We start from the raw sequence: 25,043 nt of genomic DNA, 5'->3' as shown, positions 1-25,043 counted from the left end.
CTTGTTCTTCCCAACAGGAGTTCCTCTTATGAATTTATCTTGGACAGATGTGAAAGCTGCCCTTTATATCCTACAACTACCACCAGTCTACTGATTTTATGAGCAACCAAAGCCTCTATTGTATACTCTATCAATGTTTTTCCATTGACTTTGACCATACATTTTGTTGCATCCTTTGTGTAGGATCTCAACCGTTTTCCCATACCTGCTGCTAAAATAATTGCTTGCATATTCTCCTCCATGTAAGTGACCGTATAGAGGGTAATGCTACAACGACTAATAGATTCGTGAGCCCCCTACATCGCAAATAAATCTACGGAAAACTTCTAAAAAACTGATTCGCAATCCGCTTTGCGGATATGATAAACCATTTCCTTACAGAACAAGCCGATAGGCTTGAAGTTTTTCGAGGTTCCCAATTATTTATCCATAAAATATCGCCCCTATTATATGGCATATAGCACTTTTTATCAACTCAAAGATACGGGCAGCGCTAAACCAGCGGTTTCTAGCGGTTCTGCTTAGACAAGGGGGATACCATCTCCCTTCTTTGACCATTGGAGCTGCCGTAAAGACTGGAATTTATTTCCATTATCCTTTATCATTAAGCTATGAATATATTTGAGAAATGTGCGTTGCAAACGCCTGATATTTTGCTTCCTAATAAAAACATAGACCTCACTGCCTGGTCTGTGATTGCCTGTGATCAATATACCCAGGACACTGAGTATTGGCAGAAAGCGGCAGACATTGCAAAAAATGTTCCTTCAACATTACACATGATTTTGCCAGAAGTTTATTTGAATACCCTCTCCGAAGATCAACGGAAACACGCTATTGCACAGATACAATCCACGATGAAAACCTATCTTGCTGACTCTATTTTTGCAGAACCAGTTCATTCGATGCTGTACATTGAGCGGAAAACCGCGTATAACCGCTTGCGAAAAGGCATTGTTACCGCGATCGATCTGGAAAAATACGACTGGAGACCTACTTCAAAGGCGGAAATACGGGCAACCGAAGCAACGATTGTAGAGAGGCTGCCGCCCCGTATGGAAATTAGGAAGGGTGCGGCGCTCGAAATGCCGCATATTATGCTGCTTGTAAATGACCCAACACGGCTTTTAATCGAGAAAATCGGTACAGCTTTGCATACTGCCAAGACAGAACCGCTCTATACTGCCCCGCTCATGATGAATGCCGGATCCATTACCGGATGGGCTATTCCTTCCGGCTATTCCGGCGATATAGAAACGGCACTTGAGCAGCTGTACACTGCCAACACGGGGACGGACGGCTCGGTTTTTATGTTTGCTGTAGGGGATGGGAATCATTCACTGGCAACGGCAAAGGCGGTATGGGATGCCTACAAAGAACAATGCGGCGGCGTTAAACAACAAGACGGGACGGTCTCACTGCCCAAGGAGCTTGAACACAGCCTGCTGCGCTATGCGCTTGTTGAAATTGTCAACCTCTATGACGAAGGACTCACGTTTGAGCCGATCCATCGGGTTATCTTCGGGACGGATGCGCAAGACCTGATCAGTTTTTTGCAGCAGAAATTGGGAGGAACTATCCTCGCGTGCAGCACACCGCAGGAATTGCAGGATAGGGTTGAACATTCGAGCAGTGCATTCGGTTTTATTGCCCCAAAGAATAGCCTTACCTGCTTAGATACAGAAGTGTCAGGTCTTGCAGTCAGCGCCTTGCAGCCGCTTTTGGATGAATATATTGCAGCACATAGGCTCGAAATCGATTATATCCATGGTGCTGAGGAAGCATTCAGGCTCCCGCAGTATAAAGACGCAGTTTCTCTTCTTCTACCGCCCATAGAAAAGGACAGTTTCTTTTCTACCATAGCGGAACAAGGCTCCCTCCCGCGGAAGAGTTTCTCGATGGGAGAAGCAAGCGAAAAGCGGTTTTATCTTGAATGCCGGAAACTCATCGAGCCTGATACATAATGCCGTATCACACTGAAAAGATCATACCAGCTTGCGAGCAGCAATACAGCCAAGTCATTGCATTGCTGGAAGCAGAGAACTTACACCTTGATAGAAACCTCGACTGTACTTATGGACTTTTTTCCGAGTCAGGGGAGCTTGTTGCTACCGGATCTGCCTATAAAAACACCCTGCGCTGCCTTGCTGTACGGAAGGATGTACAGGGGGAAGGACTCCTCCCGCTTTTAGTCAGTGAATTGATTGCAGACAGGAATGAACAAGGCTTTTTCAATCTTTTTATTTACACAAAACAGAAATCAGCATTATTTTTTGAAAAACTCGGCTTTTATCCCGTCGCAACAGCCGGCGATAAACTGGTATTCCTAGAAAATAAACGCAAGGGTTTTGAAAAATATCTTGATACATTGCAAAAAGAATCCCCTACAGCAGCTGAAGAACCTTCTGCTGCGAGACAAAACATCGGTGCAATTGTTATGAATGCAAATCCTTTTACCAAGGGACATCTTTTTTTGATTGAGCAGGCAGCAGCTGTTACCGACCGGCTCCATCTTTTTATGGTCTCGGATAATGCTTCTGTAATACCGTTCAGCGTGAGGGAGCGCTTGATCAAAGAAAATACCGCGAGCCTCCCTACCCTCTTCTATCATAGAACCGATGACTATCTTATTTCCTCGGCAACCTTTCCTTCCTATTTTTTGAAGGATACTGATGAGGCAATCACCCTGCAAGCAGCTCTTGATGCCGCTTTGTTTACACGTATTGCAAAAGCCCTGCATATTACTCACCGCTTCGTTGGGGATGAACCGTTCAGCCGCGTAACAGGGCTCTATAACCGAACCTTACAGGAAGCATTACCGGCGCAAGGGATAGAATTGCATGTAATCCCTCGAAAACAAGCCGCAGGTGTTCCGATCAGTGCGTCAAAAGCACGGATTCTGCTGCAGGAAGAAAATTGGGAACAATTAGCCGACATTCTTCCCCCTGCAAGTCTGCACTTTTTTCAATCCCCTGAAGGAGCGGCTATTATCAGCATGATTAAAACAATGGGGAACCTGACACATTATTAAAACACTTTGCTGTAATACGGATTTGACAGGGTATTTTTATTGAGTTATACTGGTAAAAGTTATTTAAGGAGGCGCAACTATGCGGAGATTAAACTTAAAAACAATGCTGAAAGCAGCAGCGCTGATGGTCAGTGTCTGGGCTATCTGTTCATGTTCTGATGACGGAAAAGCAGCAAAAAAAGCAATGAAGGTCGGTATGGTTACCGATGCCGGAACGATTGATGATAAGTCATTTAATCAAGGTACATGGGAAGGTATTGTCCGGGCTGAAAAAGAACTCGGTGTTGAAATTAAATACCTCAAACCGGTCGGTACAACTGAGGCGGACTATGTAAAAGAGATTGATAACTTGTATGATTCAGGATATAAATTCATTGTATGTCCCGGTTTTAAATTTGAAACGGCAATTTTTAAAGCGCAAACAAAACACCCTGATGCAAAGTTTGTACTTATTGATGGTAATGCTCACCCGGCAGATTCCTCTGATGCGCAAAACGGTCCGAATACCGTTGGGATTATCTTTGCAGAACAGGAAGCAGGTTTCTCCGCAGGTCTTGCTGCAGCGCTTCAGTTGAAAGAGGGGCGTTTCGGTTTTATCGGCGGTATGGAAATTCCCGCAGTTCAAAAATTTAACTGGGGCTGGCAGCAGGGTATCAAATATGCGAACGAACATTTTGGTACCGCTATCGAAATGCATCCTGAAGATTTTGTGTATCAAGGGACATTTAGTGATATAGCAGCAGGTCAGCAGATTGCAGCATCCATGTTTGATCGCGGCGTTAAGTGTATTCACGCAGCAGCGGGCGGTGTCGGTGTCGGTGTTATCAACGAAACCAAGGCACGCCGTCAGGTTGGTAAAGAAGTTTGGGTTGTCGGTGTTGACGTTAATCAGTATAACGAGGGACTGCTTCCTGATGGAAAATCCGTTGTCTTAACTTCTGCGATGAAATATATTGATCGGGGATCTTTTGATATGGTTAAAGAAGAGCTGAGCGGTACCTTTAAAGGCGGACGCACACTTCAGTTGACCGCAAAAGAAGATGCTGTCGGTATTCCCACGGAAAACCCCAACCTGTCGAACGATGTTCAAAAACAGGTTATGGATGTGTATGCTCAAATTAAATCCGGGGCGGTTGTAGTTGCCGACCAACAAGGCGATTTGTTCCGCTAATATAAGCGCTTATTGTGAATCCGAGGTCGTAGCTTGTTTACTGCCTCGGATTTTCTTTATAAATAATTAAATAAAAGTTTAGTGGTTTTTCTAAATAAAGGAAGGTCTGCTCTGTCTGAACAATATGCTATCGAAATGCGCCATATCCGAAAGGAATTTCCCGGTATTGTTGCCAATGATGATATAACCTTACAGGTAAAAAAAGGTGAAATACATGCTATTTTAGGGGAAAACGGCGCTGGAAAATCTACTCTGATGAGTATTCTATTCGGTTTATACCATCCCGATGCAGGAGAAATCCTCGTAAATGGAAAGCCGGTCGTTATCAATAACCCGAATGATGCGAACGAACTTGGAATCGGTATGGTTCACCAGCACTTCCAGCTGGTTCATAACTTTACTGTTACAGAGAATATCATTCTTGGTCAGGAGGGTTCTTTCTTCCTTGACATCCGTAAGGCAGAACAACGGATTAAGGAGTTAAGCGCCCGGTACGGTTTGCAAATTGATCCTAATGCACGGATTATGGATATAACGGTTGGTATGCAGCAGCGTGTGGAGATATTAAAAATGCTCTACCGCAATGCAGACGTTCTCATTTTTGATGAACCGACGGCTGTTTTAACGCCGCAGGAAATCGAAGAACTCATCCAAATAATGAAGAATTTAATCAGCGAAGGGAAATCCATCATTCTCATTACCCATAAATTACAGGAAATAAAGGATGTTGCTCACCGCTGTACCATTATCCGGCGCGGTAAGTTTATCGATGTGATTGATGTTGCAACAACTTCTAAAAATGAAATGGCAGCAAAAATGGTCGGTAGACCGGTTGAGTTTAAAGTACAGAAGGCTCCTGCAAAACCGGAAGAAGTAATACTTGATATTCAGCATCTCAAGGTGATTGGTGCAAAGAAGGTGCCTGCGGTTAACGATTTTTCGCTGCAGGTACGGAGAGGAGAGATTGTCGGTATTGCCGGTGTAGACGGCAACGGACAAAGCGAATTGGTACACGCAATTTCCGGTCTATTGCCCATTATGGATGGTTCCGTATCACTGTGCGGAAATGATATAACCAAGTTCTCAATCCGTGAGCGCAATGAAGCAGGACTGGGGGTTGTACCGGAAGATCGGCAAAAACACGGCTTAGTTCTGCAATACTCCATTGCTGAAAATACGATTATTAAATCATATTATACTTCAGACTTCCAAAAGCATGGATTCCTTCGTAGTAATGAGATATTCTCGTTTGCCGATAAAATTGTCAAACAATTCGATGTCCGATCCGGGGAAGGTTTTTATTCTGCCGCAAAAAACTTGAGCGGCGGTAATCAGCAAAAGGCGATTCTCGGACGGGAAATATTGCTGAATCCTGAACTGCTCATCGCAGTACAGCCCACCCGCGGTTTGGATGTCGGAGCTATCGAAGCAATTCATAAAGAACTGGTAAAGCATCGTGACAGCGGACATGCCGTCTTGCTTATCTCTTTTGAATTGGATGAAATTTTCAATTTATCTGACCGTATCGCTGTTATGCATGGCGGAACCCTAACGGGAATTGTACGTCCTGAAGAAACGAGCGTTGAGGAAGTCGGATTACTGATGGCAGGAGAGCGGAAACAAGGAGGGCACCGTGACCATTAAAAAACAGACGACACTTGCAGACAATAATATGGTAATAAGTTTGTCTGCCGTATTGCTTGGTTTGATTGCCGGTGCGGTTCTTATTCTGTTTATCGGCGAAAATCCGCTTATTGCGTTTACCTATTTGTTCCGCGGCGGTTTGATGAATATTGAACGTATCGGTAATACACTGGCAACGGCAACAACGCTGTTATTAGTGGGTCTTTCCGTTTCATTCGCATTTAAAACAGGGCTTTTTAACATCGGCGGTTCCGGTCAAATGCTGATCGGCGGTTTGCTCGGCAGTATGTTTGCCTTATCGGCAACTTCCCTACCGCGTCCGCTCTTTTTTATCTTGCTTATTCTCATTGGAATTATAGGCGGAGCACTCTGGGGGCTTGTTCCCGGACTGCTAAAAGCGCTCTTTAATGTCCATGAGGTAGTTTCTACTATTATGATGAATTGGATTGCATACTGGATGGTATTCTATATTGTACCGGGATATCTCAAAGCAGAATATCTTGAAACGGAAAGTAAATCGATTGCTGTTGCCCGTTCATTAAGAACTCCCTGGCTCACAAACCTCTTTAACAGTGAATATGTCAATTACGGTATTTTCCTCGGCATCCTTGCGATGCTATTCTTAAAGATTGTTCTGGATAAGACAACCCTTGGTTTTGAACTAAAAGCTGTTGGCTATAATAAGAACTGTGCTGAGTATGCCGGTATTAAAGTTAACCGAAATATCGTTATTTCTATGATGATTGCAGGAGGACTTTCGGGTTTAGCCGGACTTACCTATTATACCGGATATTCGCTCAATATGCAGATCGGTATTATGCCTTCTCAGGGCTTTGACGGTATTGCCGTCTCGCTGCTTGGTGCAGGTACTCCTATCGGTGTTGCCCTCAGTTCTCTCTTTTTTGGTGTGCTGCATGTCGGTAAAGGATTTATGAGCGCTAATACGGTAGTGCCCCCCGAAATTGCGGACACTATTATTGCGGTTATCATTTACTTTACTGCGACGAGTTTGCTCTTTAAGCGATTCTGGGGTGTTATCTCTAAAAAGCTTCGTAAGCAGCAGCCTCCGGCACAGACAGTACAGGAGGCATAAGCTATGTGGCATATTTTAGCATTAATTTTCCCTTATGTAATTGCATATACCATTCCTCTTCTTATAACCTCCCTCGGAGGCTTGTACAGCGAACGGAGCGGTGTTACCAACCTTGGTCTTGAAGGACTGATGATTGTAGGCAGTTTTTCTGCAGCCGTTGTTATCAATATGATGCAAAACGTTGTGCCTGCCGGGCTTGTCGTTCCTATCGGATTGCTGGTTGCTGTCGCCGCCGGCATCTTGTTTTCGCTGCTGCACGCTTTTGCTTCCATCACGCTCAAAGCAGATCAAGTTATTAGCGGTACTGCAATTAACATGCTTGCTACTGCTTTAACCATTTATCTTGCCCGTACTATAACAGGATCCGGGAATGTGCGGGTTACCGGTATTGTGCGGCAGGATGTGCCGGGACTTTCAAAAATTCCGGTATTGGGGTCATTGTTTTTTGCGCAAGCATACTGGAGTACTTGGTTGGTTTTAGCTATCCTGATTCTTTCGTGGATATTGCTCTATAAAACCTCATTCGGGTTACGGCTGCGTGCCTGCGGCGAACATCCTTCAGCTGTTGCAAGCGCCGGCGTTAATGTGCATAAAATGCGGTATTTTGCCGTGTGCGCAAGCGGGGTTCTTTCCGCATTGGGCGGTGCCATTATTTTGGTAACCTATTCCGGTGAATTTAATGGCGGAGTAGACGGGCTTGGCTTCTTAGCTATTGCAGCTTTAATCTTTGGACAATGGAAGCCTTTCGGTATTTTGGGCGCGACCTTCTTTTTCGGCTTTGCCCGTACCGTTGCAAACGTATCGCAGGTTATTCCGGCATTGAGCGGTATACCTCCGGTATGGCTCAAGATATTCCCATATCTGGTTACGCTGATAGCCCTCGTACTATTTAGTAAAAACTCTGCAGCTCCTAAGGCAAACGGCGAACCGTATTAAGATATATTAGACCTGTTCAGAAACAAAAGTTTCCGAACAGGTTTATTGAAGAGTTTGCATTTTTTGGGGATGCCCATTAGCTATTTATGTATCTTTGTGTCTCCATGGTAATAAAAACTCATCGTAAAAGACGCAAAGATCTCCTCAAAGCTGATCCCGGCAGATACCCCTTTTTAGAACCTGTGCGTCTTCTGCGATGAAGAAAAACAAAGATAAAACATCGGCTGCTCATAGCTAATATTGCGCAGCCTCATTAAGCGAATAAGGAGGAATGAAAATGGGAAATTATAGGAAACAGCTGAATAAGGAAGCGGCGTTGACCGTTGGGCTGTATGTTTTCTATTTTGTATGGTGGTATTTTTTTGCGTATTATTTCGGCGAGCAAGAGGTAAGCGCATACCGGTATATTTTAGGCTTGCCTGAATGGTTCTTTTATTCGTGCGTTTTGGGACTGGTGGTGATAAACATTGCGGTTTTTGTAGTCGTAAAGTGTTTTTTTCGAGATATACCGCTGGATACATGTTGTGATGCACAAACTGAGGAGGGAAAAAAATGCTGATTGCCGTACCGATTATCTTGTATCTTATTTTAATGCTTTTTATCGCATTTCAGGTAAATAAAAAAAAGCGGCTTACCGCTGATTTTGCGGAAGAATACTATATCGGAAGCCGCGATATGGGCGGTATCGTGCTTGCAATGACCTTAATTGCTACTTATGTCGGCGCAAGCTCTTTTATCGGCGGTCCGGGCGTTGCCTATAGACTCGGACTCGGCTGGGTACTGCTTGCCTGTATACAAGTTCCGACAGCTTTTTTCACACTTGGTATTTTAGGAAAAAAGCTGGCACTTTTATCACGGAAACTGAAGGCGGTAACACTCTTGGATATTTTAAGAGCGCGTTATCAAAGCGATGCGGTTGTCATTTTGAGCGCATGTATGCTGCTGATTTTTTTCACCGGCGGTATTGTCGCTCAGTTTGTCGGCGGGGCGCGGCTCTTTGAAAGCGTAACGGGTGCGCCGTACATTGTCGGGCTTTCGATATTTGCCGTTGTTGTTATCACCTATACCACGATTGGAGGCTTCCGGGCTGTTGCTCTGACGGATGCTATACAGAGTTTTGTGATGCTGCTTGCAACTTTCATCTTGTTCTTTGTTATCCTGAAAAAAGGGAACGGCATGGAATCGATTATGCGTACTATTGCGGAACGGAATCCCGATTTACTCAGACCTGATTCCGGCGGAAATATTGCTAAGCCTTTTATTTTGTCGTTCTGGGCGTTGGTCGGTGTTGGTATTTTGGGTTTGCCGGCTACGACGGTACGCTGTATGGGCTTCAAAAACACGAAAGCTATGCACCGTGCAATGGTAGTCGGTACGTCCGTTGTCGGGATACTGATGCTGGGTATGCATTTGGTCGGTGTGATGGGCGCTGCGGTAGAGCCGGGTGTAGAAGTAGGCGACAAAATAATTCCAATTTTAGCCTTAAAGCATTTGCACCCCTTGTTAGCAGGCATTTTTATCGGCGGACCGCTCGCTGCAATTATGTCAACAGTTGACTCCCTATTGATTATCAGCTCTTCTACCATTATAAAAGACATCTATTTGCACTATATTGAAAAAGACGCAGCGGAAGAAAAGGTTAAAAAACTTTCTACATACTGCTCACTGGGATTTGGAATACTCGTGTTTTTATTGGCAATGCGACCTCCTGAATTATTGGTGTGGATTAACCTTTTTGCACTTGCCGGACAAGAAACGCTCTTTTTTGCACCTATTCTGTTAGGGCTGTATTGGAAAAAAGCGAATGCGATGGGCGCTGTTGTTTCTATGCTTGCCGGCGCCGGTTCGTATCTCTATATTACCATTATGAAAACGCCTATCTTCGGTATGCACCCTGTTGTTCCATCCTTAGTTATTGCACTGATTGCCTTTTATTTCGGCACAAAATTCGGAAAAGAACCGAAGCAGGAAACGCTGGATATCTTTTTTGGAGACTAAACAACAAGCCCGACGCGGCTTGTGAGTACTGCTCAAGGTTTCGCACTGAGTGTGCGATCCGGCACGGATGCCGGTGGTTCCAAACAGAAACGAGTTGTGCCAATTTACAACGTCCGTGTTGTAAATTGCCTTGCGAGTTTTACAAAAAGAAGTTTTTTGTAAAACATCGTTTCTGCTTAACACACCCGCCCTCCGTGGCGGTACTGAACAAAAACTCGCAGTCAACAATGTACAAGGATGTATATTTTTGACGAGGTGGTTGCAGCCGGCTTTAATACTCTTTGTTCCGAGTCGGCTTATGAGTATTAGACCTCCACACAAATACTGACTGAATTTTAACCATCGCAATTCAATCTTAGAAAAACCTCTAAGGAGCTGAGGTCTTTAGAGGTTCCCCGTATCTTTTCAAAAAGCCGATTTATCTACTTGCCGTCTACCAAACATATCCCCACCACTCCGCTGCCGTGCGGAGCAAGCGTAAGATGCAAGAAGGTATCTGCTTGAGCAACTTTAGTATCGGAGCCGACACGACTACCGGTACCAATTTGAATACCGGAATTGATGAGTATACTCACCGGTTTTTCAGGAAATCCAAATTCTGCAACATCGATCTCCAGACTTTCCTTTTTTGCGCTGACCGACCAACAAAACAGTACAGCTTCATCCTCGGTAAAACGGGCAAAGACAAAGACAGCCTTTTGTGCATATAAGACCTTAAAACCGCCCTGCTGTAATGCTTTTGATGTCTTTTTGAGGCGGCTCAATGTCTGGTATAATTCAAACGCCTCTTTTTTCCTGTCAACGAGGGGACGGTTCCAATCCATGGGAAAACGGCATCCTTCCATATCTTCGATTCTTCCAGCGAGCAGCACCTCATCGCCGTAATAAATATTTGCCATGCCGGGTAAACCGAACAATGCCGTTACCGCCCCACGGTAATCTTCGTAACTGACACGGGGATTATTATGCAAGCGGGGTACATCATGGCTATCGAGGAGATTGAACATCTGATGAGCGGCAGCGGTCGGCATTACCGCATAGCACTGGGTAATCCGCTCCATGAGCTGCTGTGCGGTACATCCGGCAGGCAGTGCCGCCAGCAACGGTTCACGGGCATTGAGTAAATCAGCTTCTCCGGCAAATTCACGTAAGGGGCGGGCGCTGCCGAAGTAATTCATCGTAGAATCCCATTCTGCTCCGTTAAAGAGTTCGGAACAATCGCCCCAGTCTTCAGCAAGGATTAGCAGCTCAGGGTTCAGCGCCTTTAACTCACGGTTAATTTCCGTCCATACCTCATGATAACAATCAGCCTGCTCGTTCCGCGCCATACAATCCGCTACGTCAAAACGCCAGCCGTCAATAGAATACGGAGGTAGTACCCATTTTTTCAGCACTGAATCTGCATCCCGGTAGATTCTATCCCTCAGCGCTTGGCTGGTATAATTGAGCTTCGGCATGGTTTCTACCCCTGCCCATTTACTGTACTCCCCATCATCATCAATAAAATAATAAGAGCGCTCAATGCTTTCTTTATTCTGATACGCTCCTACCTCAGGCGGATAAAACTCATTTGATTTATTGAACCACTTGGCAGCGGAACTTGTATGGTTAATTGAAATATCTAAAATGATTTTCATTCCCCGTGCATGAAGTTCCCGGCACAGCTGTGCAAATGCTTCATCCCCGCCAAGATGCGGATCAATATGAAAATAATCCAAGCAATCGTATTTGTGCATGGTCGGAGCGGTAAAGATGGGGTTGAGATATAAAACAGTAACGCCGAGTTCTTGCAAGTAATCCAGTTTTTCAATGATGCCGTAGAGATCGCCGCCATAAAAATCCATGCAATAACTTTTACTGTAAGGCAGCGGTTCTGCATTCCAATCAGCCATTCTTATAGGCTTGTGCCCTTGATACGAATACTCATCTGTTTGAACCGTCAGCTCCGGTTTAGCATTGTAGAAACGATCCGTCATAATCTGATAACAGACGCTTTCCGAAATCCACCTCGGCTGCCGATAATCGGTGAGGATAATAAAATCGCGGCTTTCATCCGGAATATAATCGGTAATACGGTACTGAGTATAATAGTAGATTTTAGAATCGGTAACGAGATAAAATTGATACTGCAGCCGGGATTCGTTACACACCAGCGCTGCTTTATAGTAGATAAGATTGTTCTTCTCTTTTTCTACCGTCATTTGGATGAGTTTTTGAACCCCAAATTCTTTTAAACGCACATAAACGTACCGGATATCAGTATTGCGGAGCATTCTTAATCTGACGGTAATCTGCTCGCCTTTTTTAGGAGCAGGATTGCTGATAAACACTGCACCTGAATCCGAATAAACAGTAGTAAGCCAATGGTTCATAGAATCTCCCGGTATCGTCTAAGTATAAAAAAAGAGTCCTTACTCAAGGACTCTTTCAGTTAAGAAGAAACGGATTTTTAGACTTTCTTAACAACATAGTTGCTCTTCAAGCAGCGGGAGCACACCTTCAGCGTTAAGGTACGCCCATCAATTTCCGTTTTTACATCGATAAGATTAGGACGCCATACGCGGCGCTGGTGATTCATCGATTTACTCACCGTATTACCGCTCACCGGTCCCTTTCCACAGATATCGCATCTCCGTGCCATAGTTTACCTTCCTTAGCTTTATCTATCATCATTAAAAAATGAAACGCAGAATAGTATAGAGTAAAAACTATTTTATGTAAAGTACTTTATTTATGTAGAGGTTCATTCTTACATATCTGTACCTAATATGAAAGTATAAAACCCGCCACACGCATAATCCCGTCAAGTATGTCCATTCGTGGACACTTGTTAAGTGATGGCATCCTGTGCCGAGAATAGCGATTTTAAAACTTATCACCACGGAAACCGGCATCATGACCGCTTGACAATAATCCTTTTGCTTTTTATGCTTTCCCCTATGCCCGAAAAACAAGAGAAATCAAAATCAGCTCAAAAAGCCTCACCTAAAAAGACACCCGTAAAAAAACAAACAAAACCGAGCAGTACCGGAGCTTCCCCCAAGACCCGGCGTTCACCATCCCGAAAAAAACGCCAAAGTAAGGGACTCTTTGTAGGCTTGGTGCTTTTTTGTATCTTGCTTGCCGGATTTAATATCTTTCTCATCACAAAATTGATTTCCTCCGGAGATATTCCGTTTTTTTCCGGTCTTACCCGAAAAACACAACCGGTAGTCACCGTGCCCGAAGCACCGGGAGATACACAGACAGAGATGGCAAGAGCGGCTCAACAGCATAGCCTACAGGACACAGCGGCATTAATGCAAGCAGCGCAGCCGGACAGCAGCAAAGCAGAAAAGAATGCAGCGCTTGCATTAGCAGCGGAGCAACAAACTACCGTACATATAGAGACTCCGCAGGCGAATACAACAGCTCAGCATACTGCACAGCAACCTGCTCCGCAGCCGAGTAAAGCAGAAGAAAGCGCAACCGCGCACAAGAAGCCTTCCGAAAAACCGGCAACGCAGCAGGATTCGCCGGCACAAGCAGCAGTACCAACGAAGCCGGCGGCGCAGCACAGGAATACGGTAGGATCACTCCGCGAGAATGCGGCAGCGAAAAAAACAGCCCCGGCAAAACCAACGGAGCAAAACACAGTCGGTATCTCCCGCGGCACCGCTGCTCAACACAATACTCAGCCGGACGCGGTGAAATTAACACAAGCGGCAAAGCCGCAAACTGCACAGCCGGAGACAGCCCGTACAGAAAAAATGGCTCTACAAAATAAAAAAACAGCTGCAGTACCGGAAAAATCCAGCACCGTTCAGCATAAAAACAACACACAGCCGCTTGCGAAACCGGAACAGCCAAAAAAACAAGCACCGTATGCCGGGACAATCACCTTCGTATTTGACGATGCTGGGCATAATCTTACCCAGCTTGAGCACTTTTTACGCCTTCCCTTCCCCTGCACTATTGCAGTTTTGCCCGGATTGCGCTACTCTAGCGAGTCGGCACGCAGAATCCGCAAAGCAGGGAAGCAGGTAATCCTGCATCAGCCCATGCAATCAGTTGATCTGCGTATTGATCCGGGACCAGGCGCTATTGTTCCCGGTCTTACTGCCGAACAAATTAAAACGATTGTGAGAAAAAATCTTGAAGAAATCTGGCCGGCTGCCGGGATGAACAACCATGAGGGCTCGCTCATCACCGCTGATGAATATGCTATGAAAGCTGTGCTGGAAGTTGCCGCAGAAAAACACATATTCTTCTTAGATTCACGAACTACCGCTAAATCAGTTGCCGCAAAAGTTGCAAAGGAGCAAAATATGGCTATCTGGGAACGGGCTATTTTTATTGATAATGATAAAAGCCGCATTGCAATGGAAACGCAGATAAAAAAAGGTTTAAGTATTGCAAAACGAACAGGATCCGCAATTATGATCGGGCATGTCTTTACCGTTGAGCTTGCGGAGTTATTAACTGAAATGTATCCTTTCATGGTCGAAGAAGGATATTCCCTCTCCGCAATTGCAGAAGCAGCTCAAAAAGGAAGCATTCAATGAAAGTCCTCGGCATAGAAAGTTCTTGTGATGAAACAGCAGCTGCTGTTGTAGAAGACGGACATACCATTCTCAGCTCAGTAGTTGCAACACAAATTCCCTTCCACGAAATGTACAAAGGGGTTGTACCGGAAATTGCCAGCAGAAAACACACGGAATGGATATTACCGGTGGTAAAAACAGCATTGCAAGAAGCGGGAGAAACCTTACAGACAATTGATGGTATTGCAGTAACAAGCCGTCCCGGTCTTATGGGTTCCCTTCTTGTCGGGCTTACCTTTGCCAAAACCCTCGCATGGTCATGCCAAAAGCCTTTTATTGCCGTTAATCACATGCTCGGACACCTCTATGCCGCCCACCTTGAACACGATATTCCCTATCCCTACTTGGGATTGTTGGTATCCGGCGGACATTCGCTTATCTGCAAGGTATATGACTTTGATTCAATCGAAGTCTTAGGCAGCACCATTGATGACGCTCCCGGCGAAGCCTTTGATAAGGTTGCAAAATTTTATAACTTCGGTTATCCGGGCGGGGTCATCATCGATAAACTTGCAAAAAACGGCGACCCTAAAGCAGCAAATTTCCCCATGCCGGTACTCCATGAGGCAGGTCGCCGTTATGATGTTTCCTATTCGGGACTCAAAACAGCAGTAATCAATCAGCTTGACAGGTTTTGGAATCCTGAGTATGAAAAAACACCGGAAAATATCGCAGCGGCATTCCAAAACCGTGCAGTAAAAATATTATTGAGGGCATTGCTGCGTGCAGTTGAAGATACCGGACTACATACCATCGTAGCAGGCGGCGGGGTTGCAGCAAATTCTCTTCTCCGTGCAAAACTTGCTGAACAAAAAGGGCTTACCTGTATTTTCCCGCCGCTCAAATACTGTACGGATAATGCCGCAATGATTGCAGGACTCGGATGCCGCTATTTGCAGCGCGGAGACCGAAGTCCGCTCGACACCCCTGCAAGTGCGCGGGTTGAAGGTTTTAAACGCCGCAAGACCGCAAGTTAATATCCGCTGCTCTCATAATTCGATAAATTTAACTTGAAGATTTTATTTTTCACCCTTATAATAATAAGTGCAGGCAAGCACCGATGACTGTTTTAGCATAGTCGGTGTTTCCGGTACTATGTATAGGAGGCAAAAATGAAAGGTTTTGCGATGCTCAAATTGGGTGAAACAGGCTGGATTGAAAAAGAACGCCCCGTATGCGGACCGCTCGATGCAATTTGTAAGCCATTGGCACTGGCACCGTGTACTTCTGATGTGCATACCGTATGGGAAGGCGCAATCGGTGACCGTCATAATATGATCCTAGGACACGAAGGCTGCGGTGAAGTCGTAGAAGTCGGTTCTTTGGTAAAAGATTTTAAACCCGGCGATAAGGTTCTCGTACCTGCCATCACACCTGATTGGAACTCCCTGGAAGCTCAGGCGGGCTATTCTATGCACTCAGGCGGAATGCTTGCCGGATGGAAATTTTCCAACTTCAAAGACGGTGTATTCGGTGAATACTTTCACGTCAATGATGCAGACGGCAACCTCGCTCACATCCCCGACGGAGTAAAAATTGAGCATGCACCGATGCTCTCCGATATGGTACCCACCGGTTTCCACGGAGCGGAGCTTGCTGATGTTCAGTATGGAGATTCTGTTCTGGTTATCGGTATCGGTCCTGTTGGTCTGATGTCCGTTGCCGGTTCGAATTTACGCGGTGCTTCCCGTATCTATGCAGTAGGAACCCGCCCTGCCTGTGTTGCAGCAGCAAAGTTCTACGGCGCAACCGACATTATCAGTTACAAGAATGGCCCCATCGACAAGCAGGTATTAGATATGACCCACGGTAAGGGCGTTGATAAGGTTATTATCGCCGGCGGTACTGTTGATACCTTTGAAGAAGCGGTAAAAGCGATGAAAGCCGGCGGCAAAATCGGAAACGTGAATTACCTCGGTTCAGGGGTTTCCATCAGCATTCCGCGTGTGGAATGGGGTGTCGGAATGGGACACAAGCAGATTAACGGCGGTTTAATGCCCGGCGGACGGCTCCGCATGGAGAAGCTCAGCAGCCTCGTTGCAGTCGGCAAACTCGATCTGTCAAAACTTATCACCCACACATTCAAAGGTTTTGAAAATGTTGAAAAAGCACTCTTCTTGATGAAAGATAAGCCGGCAGATCTTATTAAACCGGTTGTTGTCATCTAACGGATGCAGTTGAAGCTTGTTTGAGCCTGATAAAGCCCCGGATAACCAGCCGGAACCTCCCACTAGCTCCGCTTACAGGCGTTGTTGGAAGGCGCTAAAAATAGCAATTTTTAGAAATAGCTTGGTACTATTCGGGGTTTTTTGACAGCAACCATATATGCAGTATGAAAGTCTTTGTTATTTCAGGTTTTTTAGGAGCAGGTAAAACAACCTTCATCCAAGCTCTTTCGGAAAGAACGGCGCAAAAGTTCGTTGTTATGGAAAATGAATATGGAGGTGCCGGAATAGATGGGGCAGTTTTACAAAAGGATCGGCTTAAAATCTGGGAATTAACCGAAGGCTGTATCTGCTGTTCATTAAAGTCCGACTTTGCCTCTTCCATACTGACTATCGTCAATACCCTTGATCCTGAGTACCTCATAGTAGAGCCTACAGGTGTGGGGCTTTTGAGCGCTGTGTTGCAGAATATTGGAAAAATCGAATATGAGCGCATCAGGCTCCTTGAACCGCTCACCGTTGTCGATATCCATTCCGTAGAAGATTATCTCCGGGAATTCGGAGAGATATATACCGATCAAATGAAAAATACCCCGCGTATTGTGCTGTCAAAAACAGAACAATCGTCATCGGCAGAGCGTGAACGCATTACTGCAATACTCCGGGAACTCAATCCTCATGCGGAAATACTGAGTACCCCCTATCAAAGTCAGCCCGATACATGGTGGCAGGAACTCCTGCAAAAACCGCTCAATAAAAACTATGCGATATATGCTCCGGCGGCTGAACATAACCTCAATTTGGAAACAGTGAGTTTGAACGGCATCCGCATAGAGAGCGTGCAAGCATTGCTGGAACTGTTGGTAGCGCTGCTCCGCGGGTATTTTGGGGTTGTCTATCGGATAAAAGGCTTTGCGCCCATCGGTACACAGTGGACAAAATTCGACATTGCGGATAGGCTGTACACCATTACCATGTGTGAGCCGATGCAGCAGGCACAAGCAGTTATTATCGGGCAAAATCTCGACCGCAAGCGGTTGAAAGAAGCGTTTCAGGTAAGAATCCAATGGAAATCGCTGGAGCGCCGTCCTAATACAAAGCATATCGGGCTGTAAGAAGCCTTTTAGAGTAGCATTCAGTGGAAATCACCACGAAATGAAAAGCGAACACTGTAAACCGGAGAATATTACACCACAGCATCCGGCATCACCGAGAGGAGACAATTATGGAAGAATGTATTTTTTGCCAAATTATCAAAGGTGAAATTCCGTGTATGAAAATCTATGAAGATGAGCATACCTTGAGCTTTTTGGATATAGCTAAAGATGTAGACGGACACCTGTTGGTGATTCCTAAAAAACACGTAACTAATCTTTTGGATGCAGATGAAAACACCGTGCATCATCTTATGGATACGGTAAAAAAAGTGGCAAATCACTGTGTGTCAGACTGTGGGTATGAGGGGGTCAATATGCTGAATGCAAACCACCAATGTGCCGGGCAGTCGGTTTTCCACCTGCACATTCACCTTATTCCGCGCAAAACAGGCGATGCGCTGCCGGGGTTCCCCAAATACAGCGGAGCACAACATTCGCTTGAAGAAATGCACGCGCGGCTTACAATGCTGAAGCAGTAAATTCGGTACTAGCGATGATACCGCCACCGAGTACTGCACTGCCATGATAGAAAACGGCAGCTTGCCCACACGCAACAGCCCGCTCCGGTACCTCAAAGACAACTCGTGCTGAAGTTTCTCCAACGGGTTCTATGCGGGCGTTTTTCAGCTGCTGCCGATAGCGGGTCTTTACTTCTGCGGAAAAAGGTTCTTGCGGGACAGCTGCAATCCAGTTTACATCCCGCACCGTACACGAGGCAGCTGCCATGTCCGCTTCCGTGCCTACTGTTACGGTATTGGCGGCGGCAGATTTCGAGACAACATAGACCGGATACCCGAACGGAAGAGCTAAGCCGCGCCGCTGTCCGATGGTATAGCGGTGCAAGCCCCGATGGGTGCCGATTTTCTTACCGGTTACGTCGATAAAGTCCCCAGCGGGAAAGGCATTAGGAGCCAATGCGTCTATTACCGCCGTGTAATCGCCGCCGGGGACAAAGCATATATCTTGGCTGTCGGCTTTCTGGGCGTTACCAAAACCGGCGGCTGCCGCAATACTGCGCACCTCGTCTTTTGTCATATCGGCAAGCGGAAAGAATGTTTTGCTCAGCTGATACTGGCTTAACAGCGCTAAAAAATAGCTTTGATCTTTTTGTATATCCGCACCCCGTTCCAGGGTATACCGTCCGGCGGCATTCCGGGACACTTTTGCATAATGCCCGGTAGCAATCGCATCAAAGCCGTCGCGAAGGGCTAAGTCCAAAAAAAGACCGAATTTTATCCGCTTATTGCAGAGATAGCACGGGTTGGGTGTTTCTCCGGCGCGGTAGCTTTCAACAAAATACCGGATAACGTCACGCTCAAACGCAGCGCTGAGATCATAGACACGGTGCGGAATACCGAGCATCCGGGCAGCCTGTGCCGCCTCATCGACAATCCTGTCCTCATTTTGATCTGCGTGAACTCCGGTATATCCGACTATTCCGCCCAGCATCCGAAAGGTAACACCGCATACCTCATGCCCCTGTTCAAGCAAAAGCTTTGCTGCAACACTCGAATCTACCCCGCCGCTGAGCCCGACTGCAATCTTCATTCTCTTTCCCCGCCTCTTCCCCGTGTGAATCTTGGGCATCTCTAAAAACTCAGGTATAGTTTTTAGAAGATGCCACATCAGCAAAGCTGATAACGAGTCTTTTTGATAAGTCTTTATATTGTTATGACTGCAAAAACCGCCACGGATGGCGGTGGTTCTACGCAGTAGCGATGTTTCGGTAATAGGCAACGTCCGTGTTGCCTATTACCGTGCGAGTTTTACAAAAATCCTATTTTTATAAAACATCGTTTCTGCTTCATGCGTCCGCCATCCATGGCGGAAATGAGCCGAAACTCGCTGATGAAAAATGTACACGGAGGTACATTTTTCATCCCAACATCGCAAAAAGCTTAAGGAAAACCTCTAAAAACTGAAGTTTTTAGAGGTTCCCTCTTACAAAAACAGCACCCCTATTCGGACACTTCCGTTTCGGAATAGGAGTGCTTGAAAAGTGATGGTCTCAACCGTACTATCTGTGCGATTGAGAACTCATCGACCTGTTCAAAAAAGAAGTTATCGAAAGGTCTAGTATTTACCGATGTTCCGTACTCCGTGTAAGAGCATGAGGATCGATGGCTCCTGCACGGATGAGCGCTATTTTCGCCGTTATCGGTCCCATCAATTCATACAGCACAGAAGATGCTAAAATGATATTGAAGAGGATAAGCCCCTCTTTTTCGGGCAGCATCATCTTTCCCATAAAAGCAAGTCCGATCGCAACTCCCGCCTGCGGCATTAAGGCAAAGCCCATATTGTCGGTTACCTTTTTCTCTACTGCCAGCAGCTTGCACGAGGTATATGCTCCAAAATACTTCCCTATGATACGGATAAAAAAGTAGGCAACACCGATTACCCCTGCCGTCAACATAATACTCAAGTCCATATTCATGCCGGAAATAATAAAAAAGCTGCTCATAACCGGCGGAGAAAAGTTGTTCATTTGATCAAAGAGTGTCTTATCATTGGTACGGTTATAGTACACAGCACCGCAGACCATGCACGCCAGCAGCGGACTCACCTCCATATATGAACAGATACCGGAAATAAAAAACAAAAAAGCAACGGCAAGGATGAGCCGGTTGTCAAAACTTCGCTTTTCAGTGATCAAAAACTCCATACACAGGGCTGTTAAAAAACCGAGTACCAGGGCAAACGCATTCAGTCCGATAGGGCGCGCAATACTCATAATACTGAACACATTGCTTTCCTGTGCATTGACAACAGCAACCATAATACTGAACACAAAAAGACATACCACATCATCAAAGGCGGTAATGCGCAGCAAGAGATCAACAAACGGGCCCTTACCATTGTATTCTTTTATCGTCATAATGGTACTTGCTGGAGCAGTAGCTGTTGCAATCGCCCCAAGCAGCAGGGAAAAAGACAGCTTCATTTTAAAGACGAAAAGCATCACAAGCGTAACCAGTAAGCCGGCAAAAAGGGATTCGCAGAGCGTGATAAACACTACCTTCCAAATTTCTTTTTTATCATCACTCCGCTTAAAGTACCGCCCCATGTCAAAGGCAATAAAGCTTAACGCCATAACGGATATAACATCTAAATTGACAATAAAGTCATGATGAATAAGATGTAAACCGCTAGGGCCGATCAAAATACCCGCTAAAATATACCCGCTCACCTTAGGCAGCTGGAGTTTTTTGGTAAAACGGGTGACAAAAAAGCCGCTTATCAGTATCAGAGAAAAAGAGATTAAAATAGTAGTTGCGACATCGAGGTCTTTTACAATTCCGTAGATAAAATCGAATATATTCATGGTATGCACTCATTTATAGGGCAATTAGTCTATAGCATACGGGGGAAAGGTGCAAGAAGCGATCAATCTTTTATCGGAAATTCCGCATTATCCGCATTATAAATAGTGATAAACAGTGTCAAAAAACAGTAGCTCATCCGGTATACAAGTTTATGTGTAGGGCAGAGAATGCTCACAAACCGCGGCGGGGTTGTTGATTATTTGTAATGAGGAATCCTAAAATATTGACTTTATCGCCTATTTCTGCTTTACTGATCGAATGAAAAAGCCGATAGTATGCCTTGCTCTTGCAGTCAGTATCCCTATCATTGCGTTTAGCCAATCCATTACTACGGCAAGCGTATTTTTTGCCGGAATGTCCGAACAATACGGGGCGCTTTCCGACTATAGCGCGGATATTACTATCTCTACAGGTACCGGTTCGCGGGTACAGACAATGGAAGCAACTGTCTATTTCAAACGCCCGAACCGCTTACGGATTGATTTTACCAAGCCGAATGAACAAGTTATCCTTTTTACCGGTGATACTTTAACCATCTATGTACCGGCATACCGCATGGTACTCAATCAAACAATCGAAAAAGATTCTTCAGCCGGTACGGCAAACCTCACCACACCGCAAGGACTTTCTCTCTTAAAGCGCTCCTATACCATTGCGTACGAAACGGGAGCTGCGCCTCAACCCTTGGAAGAAGGTTCGAGCGAACAGGTTGTAGCGCTTGCCTTAAACCGGCGGTCAGCATCCGAAACCTTTCGGTCAATCCGGCTCCTTGTTTTACCCGGCACAAAACTAATTAGAAGAATAGAGGCATGGCCTATTTCCGGAAGTAAGATAACCTTTGATTTTACCCGCTACCGCTTAAATACCGGAATACCGGATTCCCGGTTTTTATACGATATTCCGCCCAATGCGGATATGCTCAATAATTTTTTACTTGAAGAATAGAGCAGCGGTAGAGCCTCGCCGCGTATTACAATGTATATAATACAACAATCTGCAAAGGGTATGCTTTGGCAGGCTGTTGTATTTTAAGGATAGAATGATGCAGGATATTGGTAATTTACTACAAACAACACGGAACCAAAAACAAATAGAACTTGAGCACGCTGCGCGGGAAACAAATATTGCCCGGCGGTATCTTGAAGCGCTTGAGACAGGAATGTATGAAGTATTTCCGGGCGAACCGTATATTATCGGTTTTTTACGCAATTATGCAGAATACTTAGGTTTAAACCCCAATGAATGCGTTGCGCTCTATAAGCAGACAAAAATACAGGAAACAGCTGTTCCTCCGGAAAAACTACTAGCGCCGAAACAGCCGGTAATTCCCCGTGGTGTATTCATTGGAATGGGTGCACTGGCAGCGCTTGCCGTTCTCTTTTTTGCGGGTCAATTTCTGATTGGAAAAATTAGCACGGCACTCAAAAATCGCCCCGCACCGCAAGCAGCACAAGAGACCATCATTGAAAAACAAGGCAGCGCTGCCTATACGCTTGGGCAGGAAACCTTTGAAAAGCGCTTATTCATCGGTGATACCATTGCGATACCGGTTGGAGAAAAAGAATACCAGCTGACGGTTGAAAAAACAGCTCCCGAACTCTATCTTGCTACCGACATCGGTACACAGATTATTGCACTGGGACAGAGCTTAACGCTTGACCTCAATGGAGATGCCGCCGGAGATATTAAGATTTCCGTAGAAGACCTTGATAAATCCGATGCTTCAAAAGGAGCCTTGGTTGAAATGCTGACAACAGGGCTGCAGGAAGCGGCATCAGCAGCAAGTACTGATATAAAAGTTTCAGAGCAAACAGCTCAGCCCGAATCGGCAAAATACAAGGTTTTATTTGATGCAGGCTCCGCATATCCGATTACCCTCAACGCAACATTCCGCAGTTATTGTCTATTCCGGTATGAACAAGATAAGGGTACACGCGATGAACGTTACTATCAAAAATCAGAGCAGCTCACCATACAGGCAAATAACGGCATTCGAATATGGGCATCCAATGGTAATGCCGTAAAGATGCAGATTATTGCCGGCGGAAAAACCATTGATATAGAAGTAAGCCGCCCCGGTGAAGTAATCGTGAAAGATTTTAAGTGGCTGAAAGATGATGATTCCGGACGCTATAAGTTTGTGGTAATGGAAGTTGACTAAGTATTTTTTTCTTGACCAGCACGGTTGTGCAAAAAATCAAGTTGATGGAGAGCTGATTATCGGTATTCTTACCGGTCTGGGATGGTGTAAAACAGCCGAACCTGAACAAGCACATCTCATCATCGTCAATTCGTGCGGATTTATTGAACCGGCAAAGCGTGAATCGATTGAAGCTGTTGTTACCGCCCGTGCTGCCTATCCGTATGCAAAAATACTGCTTGCGGGCTGTTTAGCTGAACGGTATGGGGACATTTTTCAAACTGATCTTGAAGAAGCTGATGCGTTTTTCGGCAATGGAGACCTCTCTCAACTTCCCCGCTTGATTGCAGAACTCTTCCCGGAACCTGAGACAGGCGGCAGCAGTAATAAAGCCGCTGTGTCCGTTGCATCCCACACCGCACCGCGCCCCTTTATCAAACCTCCGCAAGAAGGTATTTCCTGCGGAGTGCGTCCTGAATTGCTCAATTTTCCCCGCTCTGCGTTTATTAAGATTACTGAAGGCTGCAACAACTGTTGTACCTTTTGCGCTATTCCGCTCATACGCGGTTCGGTGCGGAGCAGATCGATTGCAAGTATTGTAGATGAGATACGGGATTTTGTACAAAAGGGCTATAAAGAATTTAATCTGATTGGGCAAGACCTCGCGGTATATGAAGCTGAATCCGGCTGGACAGCTCTACGGACACCGTTATCGGTCTCAGCAAACCCGAAGCGCCAGCCACGTACCGGAATAACCGCACCCGATGCCGTATTTACACCGGTGCCGGTTCAAAGGACAGCAGGAAAAACAGCAGCGGTAACCGATACCGCATCAGCCTCCGGGGTGGAGCATACACAAGACCGCAGCCGCAGAAAAGAGCCGCAGCCGGAACTATCCGGTTTAGCCCGGCTTTTACAGGCAATTTCCGCTCTGACAGGAGATTTCTCCGTCCGGCTGCTCTATATCCACCCCGATCATTTTCCGCTCGATATTTTACCGATTATGACAGCGGATACCCGCTTTCTGCCCTATTTTGACATCCCTTTCCAATCCGGTTCCGAGTCCATTATCCACGCAATGAACCGCTGCGGCTCCGCAGCAGTATATCTGGAAATGGTAGAAACGATACGCGCAGCTTTCCGCAACGCAAAGAGCCCTTATGGGGAAGCGGTAATCCGTACCACGTTCTTAACCGGCTTTCCCGGAGAAACGCAGGAAGATTTTGAGCAGACTGCATCCTTTTTGCAAGCAGTACAAAGTCTCTGGTCTGGAGCCTTTGTCTATTCACGGGAAGAAGGAACCAAGGCAGCCCTGATGAAAAAACGAGTACCCGTAAAAATTGCTGAAAAGCGCAAGGAACTGTTGAATGAGCTGCAGCTGCATATCACGGAGGAAAAACTTACTGCTTTTTGCGGAGCAGAACTTACCGTGCTTATCGAAGAAGTTATCTCGCAATCTGAATCAGCAGATATTTCCGGCAGCCCCTCTGCTGAATATGATGACAGCCGCATTGCATTGGGGAGAGTATGGTTCCAAGCCCCGGAAGTAGACGGTGCTGTTGTAGTAAATTTTACTGAATCTCAAAAAGATACGGAAGGGAATCCCATCCAGCCGGGCAGTACAGTGCGGGTACGGATTACTGCACTGCGCGGGATTGATCTTGAAGCTGACGTTCTCAATCAATAGACCTGTTCTAAAACGGAAGTTTCCGAACAGGTTTAATCTTGTTAAAACCAATCCTGCCTAAGCGCTATGCAATCGTAAATTTTTTTACTCCGGTAACAAGATTTTCAATACT

Annotated in this window: 21 protein-coding genes; 16 read left to right on the top strand and 5 right to left on the bottom strand. The window is 45.7% G+C overall.

Annotation, left to right across the window (positions count from 1 at the left end; genetic code table 11):
- Window positions 1-26: 26 nt before the first annotated feature.
- Window positions 27-230: an NTP transferase domain-containing protein gene (locus ACTTJ8_RS02585; RefSeq protein WP_442720223.1), complete on the bottom strand. Its 204-nt coding sequence runs from the start codon at window positions 228-230 to the stop codon at window positions 27-29.
- A 381-nt stretch (window positions 231-611) separates the two neighbouring features.
- On the opposite strand from ACTTJ8_RS02585, the gene ACTTJ8_RS02580 reads away from it, so the two are divergent.
- The 8 genes from ACTTJ8_RS02580 (at window position 612) to panF (ending at window position 9,873) form a co-directional block, all read left to right on the top strand.
- The gene (locus ACTTJ8_RS02580) at window positions 612-1,964 is read left to right on the top strand and encodes a DUF1015 domain-containing protein (protein WP_442720222.1); all 1,353 of its coding nucleotides are present in this window, start codon (window positions 612-614) and stop codon (window positions 1,962-1,964) included.
- Window positions 1,964-3,031 (top strand): [citrate (pro-3S)-lyase] ligase, encoded by a 1,068-nt coding sequence (gene citC, locus ACTTJ8_RS02575; RefSeq protein ID WP_442720221.1) that lies wholly within the window; start codon window positions 1,964-1,966, stop codon window positions 3,029-3,031. Before ACTTJ8_RS02580 ends, citC begins: the two co-directional genes overlap by 1 nt.
- A gap of 124 nt (window positions 3,032-3,155) precedes the next feature.
- Window positions 3,156-4,202, top strand: a complete 1,047-nt coding sequence (locus ACTTJ8_RS02570) for a BMP family lipoprotein (RefSeq protein WP_442715082.1) — start codon at window positions 3,156-3,158, stop codon at window positions 4,200-4,202.
- Between the two features lie 135 nt (window positions 4,203-4,337).
- Entirely contained in the window at window positions 4,338-5,846 is a 1,509-nt protein-coding gene (locus ACTTJ8_RS02565) for an ABC transporter ATP-binding protein (protein ID WP_442720220.1), read from the top strand.
- Between the two features lie 28 nt (window positions 5,847-5,874).
- Entirely contained in the window at window positions 5,875-6,939 is a 1,065-nt protein-coding gene (locus ACTTJ8_RS02560) for an ABC transporter permease (protein WP_442715083.1), read from the top strand.
- A gap of 3 nt (window positions 6,940-6,942) precedes the next feature.
- Window positions 6,943-7,875, top strand: coding sequence for an ABC transporter permease (locus ACTTJ8_RS02555; RefSeq protein ID WP_442720219.1), 933 nt, complete (start codon window positions 6,943-6,945; stop codon window positions 7,873-7,875).
- A 277-nt stretch (window positions 7,876-8,152) separates the two neighbouring features.
- Window positions 8,153-8,434 (top strand): YhdT family protein, encoded by a 282-nt coding sequence (locus ACTTJ8_RS02550; RefSeq protein ID WP_442715024.1) that lies wholly within the window; start codon window positions 8,153-8,155, stop codon window positions 8,432-8,434.
- On the top strand, window positions 8,428-9,873 hold the full coding sequence (panF, locus tag ACTTJ8_RS02545) for a sodium/pantothenate symporter (RefSeq protein WP_442720218.1): 1,446 nt from the start codon (window positions 8,428-8,430) through the stop codon (window positions 9,871-9,873). Before ACTTJ8_RS02550 ends, panF begins: the two co-directional genes overlap by 7 nt.
- A gap of 422 nt (window positions 9,874-10,295) precedes the next feature.
- On the opposite strand, the gene ACTTJ8_RS02540 is transcribed toward panF, so the two are convergent.
- Window positions 10,296-12,245, bottom strand: a complete 1,950-nt coding sequence (locus ACTTJ8_RS02540; protein ID WP_442720217.1) for a glycoside hydrolase family 13 protein — start codon at window positions 12,243-12,245, stop codon at window positions 10,296-10,298.
- A gap of 77 nt (window positions 12,246-12,322) precedes the next feature.
- Window positions 12,323-12,514, bottom strand: coding sequence for a 50S ribosomal protein L28 (gene rpmB, locus ACTTJ8_RS02535; RefSeq protein ID WP_442715027.1), 192 nt, complete (start codon window positions 12,512-12,514; stop codon window positions 12,323-12,325).
- Window positions 12,515-12,812: 298 nt separating this feature from the next.
- Between rpmB and ACTTJ8_RS02530 the strand changes: the two genes are divergently transcribed.
- The 5 genes from ACTTJ8_RS02530 to ACTTJ8_RS02510 all read left to right on the top strand — a co-directional run bounded on the left by ACTTJ8_RS02530 (window position 12,813) and on the right by ACTTJ8_RS02510 (window position 18,257).
- Window positions 12,813-14,417 (top strand): divergent polysaccharide deacetylase family protein, encoded by a 1,605-nt coding sequence (locus ACTTJ8_RS02530; RefSeq protein WP_442720216.1) that lies wholly within the window; start codon window positions 12,813-12,815, stop codon window positions 14,415-14,417.
- The gene (gene tsaD, locus ACTTJ8_RS02525) at window positions 14,414-15,433 is read left to right on the top strand and encodes a tRNA (adenosine(37)-N6)-threonylcarbamoyltransferase complex transferase subunit TsaD (protein WP_442720215.1); all 1,020 of its coding nucleotides are present in this window, start codon (window positions 14,414-14,416) and stop codon (window positions 15,431-15,433) included. Before ACTTJ8_RS02530 ends, tsaD begins: the two co-directional genes overlap by 4 nt.
- A gap of 135 nt (window positions 15,434-15,568) precedes the next feature.
- The gene (locus ACTTJ8_RS02520) at window positions 15,569-16,624 is read left to right on the top strand and encodes an NAD(P)-dependent alcohol dehydrogenase (protein WP_442718374.1); all 1,056 of its coding nucleotides are present in this window, start codon (window positions 15,569-15,571) and stop codon (window positions 16,622-16,624) included.
- A 164-nt stretch (window positions 16,625-16,788) separates the two neighbouring features.
- Entirely contained in the window at window positions 16,789-17,736 is a 948-nt protein-coding gene (locus ACTTJ8_RS02515; RefSeq protein WP_442720214.1) for a GTP-binding protein, read from the top strand.
- 110 nt (window positions 17,737-17,846) lie between these two features.
- Window positions 17,847-18,257 carry an HIT family protein gene (locus ACTTJ8_RS02510; protein WP_442720213.1) on the top strand — a complete coding sequence of 137 codons (411 nt, stop codon included), beginning with the start codon at window positions 17,847-17,849 and terminating at the stop codon, window positions 18,255-18,257.
- On the opposite strand, the gene mnmA is transcribed toward ACTTJ8_RS02510, so the two are convergent.
- Window positions 18,238-19,326, bottom strand: a complete 1,089-nt coding sequence (mnmA, locus tag ACTTJ8_RS02505) for a tRNA 2-thiouridine(34) synthase MnmA (RefSeq protein ID WP_442715033.1) — start codon at window positions 19,324-19,326, stop codon at window positions 18,238-18,240. The genes ACTTJ8_RS02510 and mnmA overlap by 20 nt on opposite strands.
- A gap of 532 nt (window positions 19,327-19,858) precedes the next feature.
- On the bottom strand, window positions 19,859-21,103 hold the full coding sequence (locus ACTTJ8_RS02500; protein WP_442720212.1) for a cation:proton antiporter: 1,245 nt from the start codon (window positions 21,101-21,103) through the stop codon (window positions 19,859-19,861).
- 259 nt (window positions 21,104-21,362) lie between these two features.
- On the opposite strand from ACTTJ8_RS02500, the gene ACTTJ8_RS02495 reads away from it, so the two are divergent.
- The 3 genes from ACTTJ8_RS02495 (at window position 21,363) to ACTTJ8_RS02485 (ending at window position 24,931) form a co-directional block, all read left to right on the top strand.
- The gene (locus tag ACTTJ8_RS02495) at window positions 21,363-22,049 is read left to right on the top strand and encodes a LolA family protein (protein ID WP_442715035.1); all 687 of its coding nucleotides are present in this window, start codon (window positions 21,363-21,365) and stop codon (window positions 22,047-22,049) included.
- A gap of 97 nt (window positions 22,050-22,146) precedes the next feature.
- Entirely contained in the window at window positions 22,147-23,265 is a 1,119-nt protein-coding gene (locus ACTTJ8_RS02490; RefSeq protein ID WP_442715084.1) for a helix-turn-helix domain-containing protein, read from the top strand.
- Window positions 23,258-24,931 (top strand): MiaB/RimO family radical SAM methylthiotransferase, encoded by a 1,674-nt coding sequence (locus ACTTJ8_RS02485; RefSeq protein WP_442718371.1) that lies wholly within the window; start codon window positions 23,258-23,260, stop codon window positions 24,929-24,931. The genes ACTTJ8_RS02490 and ACTTJ8_RS02485 overlap by 8 nt, the downstream gene beginning before the upstream one ends.
- Window positions 24,932-25,043 lie beyond the last annotated feature (112 nt).

The organism is Treponema sp. (assembly GCF_052169735.1).
In the GTDB taxonomy this organism is placed as follows: Bacteria; Spirochaetota; Spirochaetia; order Treponematales; family Treponemataceae; genus Treponema.
The sequence above is the reverse complement of the archived record's forward strand: the minus strand, read 5'-3'. Positions and strand labels throughout refer to the sequence as shown.

Excerpts from the sequence above, each read along its gene's own strand:
- ACTTJ8_RS02585 (WP_442720223.1), bottom strand. The coding sequence starts at position 230 with ATGCAAGCAATTATTTTAGCAGCAGGTATGGGAAAACGGTTGAGATCC.
- ACTTJ8_RS02580 (WP_442720222.1), top strand. The coding sequence starts at position 612 with ATGAATATATTTGAGAAATGTGCGTTGCAAACGCCTGATATTTTGCTT.
- citC (WP_442720221.1), top strand. The coding sequence starts at position 1,964 with ATGCCGTATCACACTGAAAAGATCATACCAGCTTGCGAGCAGCAATAC.
- ACTTJ8_RS02570 (WP_442715082.1), top strand. The coding sequence starts at position 3,156 with ATGGTCAGTGTCTGGGCTATCTGTTCATGTTCTGATGACGGAAAAGCA.
- ACTTJ8_RS02565 (WP_442720220.1), top strand. The coding sequence starts at position 4,338 with ATGCGCCATATCCGAAAGGAATTTCCCGGTATTGTTGCCAATGATGAT.
- ACTTJ8_RS02560 (WP_442715083.1), top strand. The coding sequence starts at position 5,875 with ATGGTAATAAGTTTGTCTGCCGTATTGCTTGGTTTGATTGCCGGTGCG.
- ACTTJ8_RS02555 (WP_442720219.1), top strand. The coding sequence starts at position 6,943 with ATGTGGCATATTTTAGCATTAATTTTCCCTTATGTAATTGCATATACC.
- ACTTJ8_RS02550 (WP_442715024.1), top strand. The coding sequence starts at position 8,153 with ATGGGAAATTATAGGAAACAGCTGAATAAGGAAGCGGCGTTGACCGTT.
- panF (WP_442720218.1), top strand. The coding sequence starts at position 8,428 with ATGCTGATTGCCGTACCGATTATCTTGTATCTTATTTTAATGCTTTTT.
- ACTTJ8_RS02540 (WP_442720217.1), bottom strand. The coding sequence starts at position 12,245 with ATGAACCATTGGCTTACTACTGTTTATTCGGATTCAGGTGCAGTGTTT.
- rpmB (WP_442715027.1), bottom strand. The coding sequence starts at position 12,514 with ATGGCACGGAGATGCGATATCTGTGGAAAGGGACCGGTGAGCGGTAAT.
- ACTTJ8_RS02530 (WP_442720216.1), top strand. The coding sequence starts at position 12,813 with ATGCCCGAAAAACAAGAGAAATCAAAATCAGCTCAAAAAGCCTCACCT.
- tsaD (WP_442720215.1), top strand. The coding sequence starts at position 14,414 with ATGAAAGTCCTCGGCATAGAAAGTTCTTGTGATGAAACAGCAGCTGCT.
- ACTTJ8_RS02520 (WP_442718374.1), top strand. The coding sequence starts at position 15,569 with ATGAAAGGTTTTGCGATGCTCAAATTGGGTGAAACAGGCTGGATTGAA.
- ACTTJ8_RS02515 (WP_442720214.1), top strand. The coding sequence starts at position 16,789 with ATGAAAGTCTTTGTTATTTCAGGTTTTTTAGGAGCAGGTAAAACAACC.
- ACTTJ8_RS02510 (WP_442720213.1), top strand. The coding sequence starts at position 17,847 with ATGGAAGAATGTATTTTTTGCCAAATTATCAAAGGTGAAATTCCGTGT.
- mnmA (WP_442715033.1), bottom strand. The coding sequence starts at position 19,326 with ATGAAGATTGCAGTCGGGCTCAGCGGCGGGGTAGATTCGAGTGTTGCA.
- ACTTJ8_RS02500 (WP_442720212.1), bottom strand. The coding sequence starts at position 21,103 with ATGAATATATTCGATTTTATCTACGGAATTGTAAAAGACCTCGATGTC.
- ACTTJ8_RS02495 (WP_442715035.1), top strand. The coding sequence starts at position 21,363 with ATGAAAAAGCCGATAGTATGCCTTGCTCTTGCAGTCAGTATCCCTATC.
- ACTTJ8_RS02490 (WP_442715084.1), top strand. The coding sequence starts at position 22,147 with ATGCAGGATATTGGTAATTTACTACAAACAACACGGAACCAAAAACAA.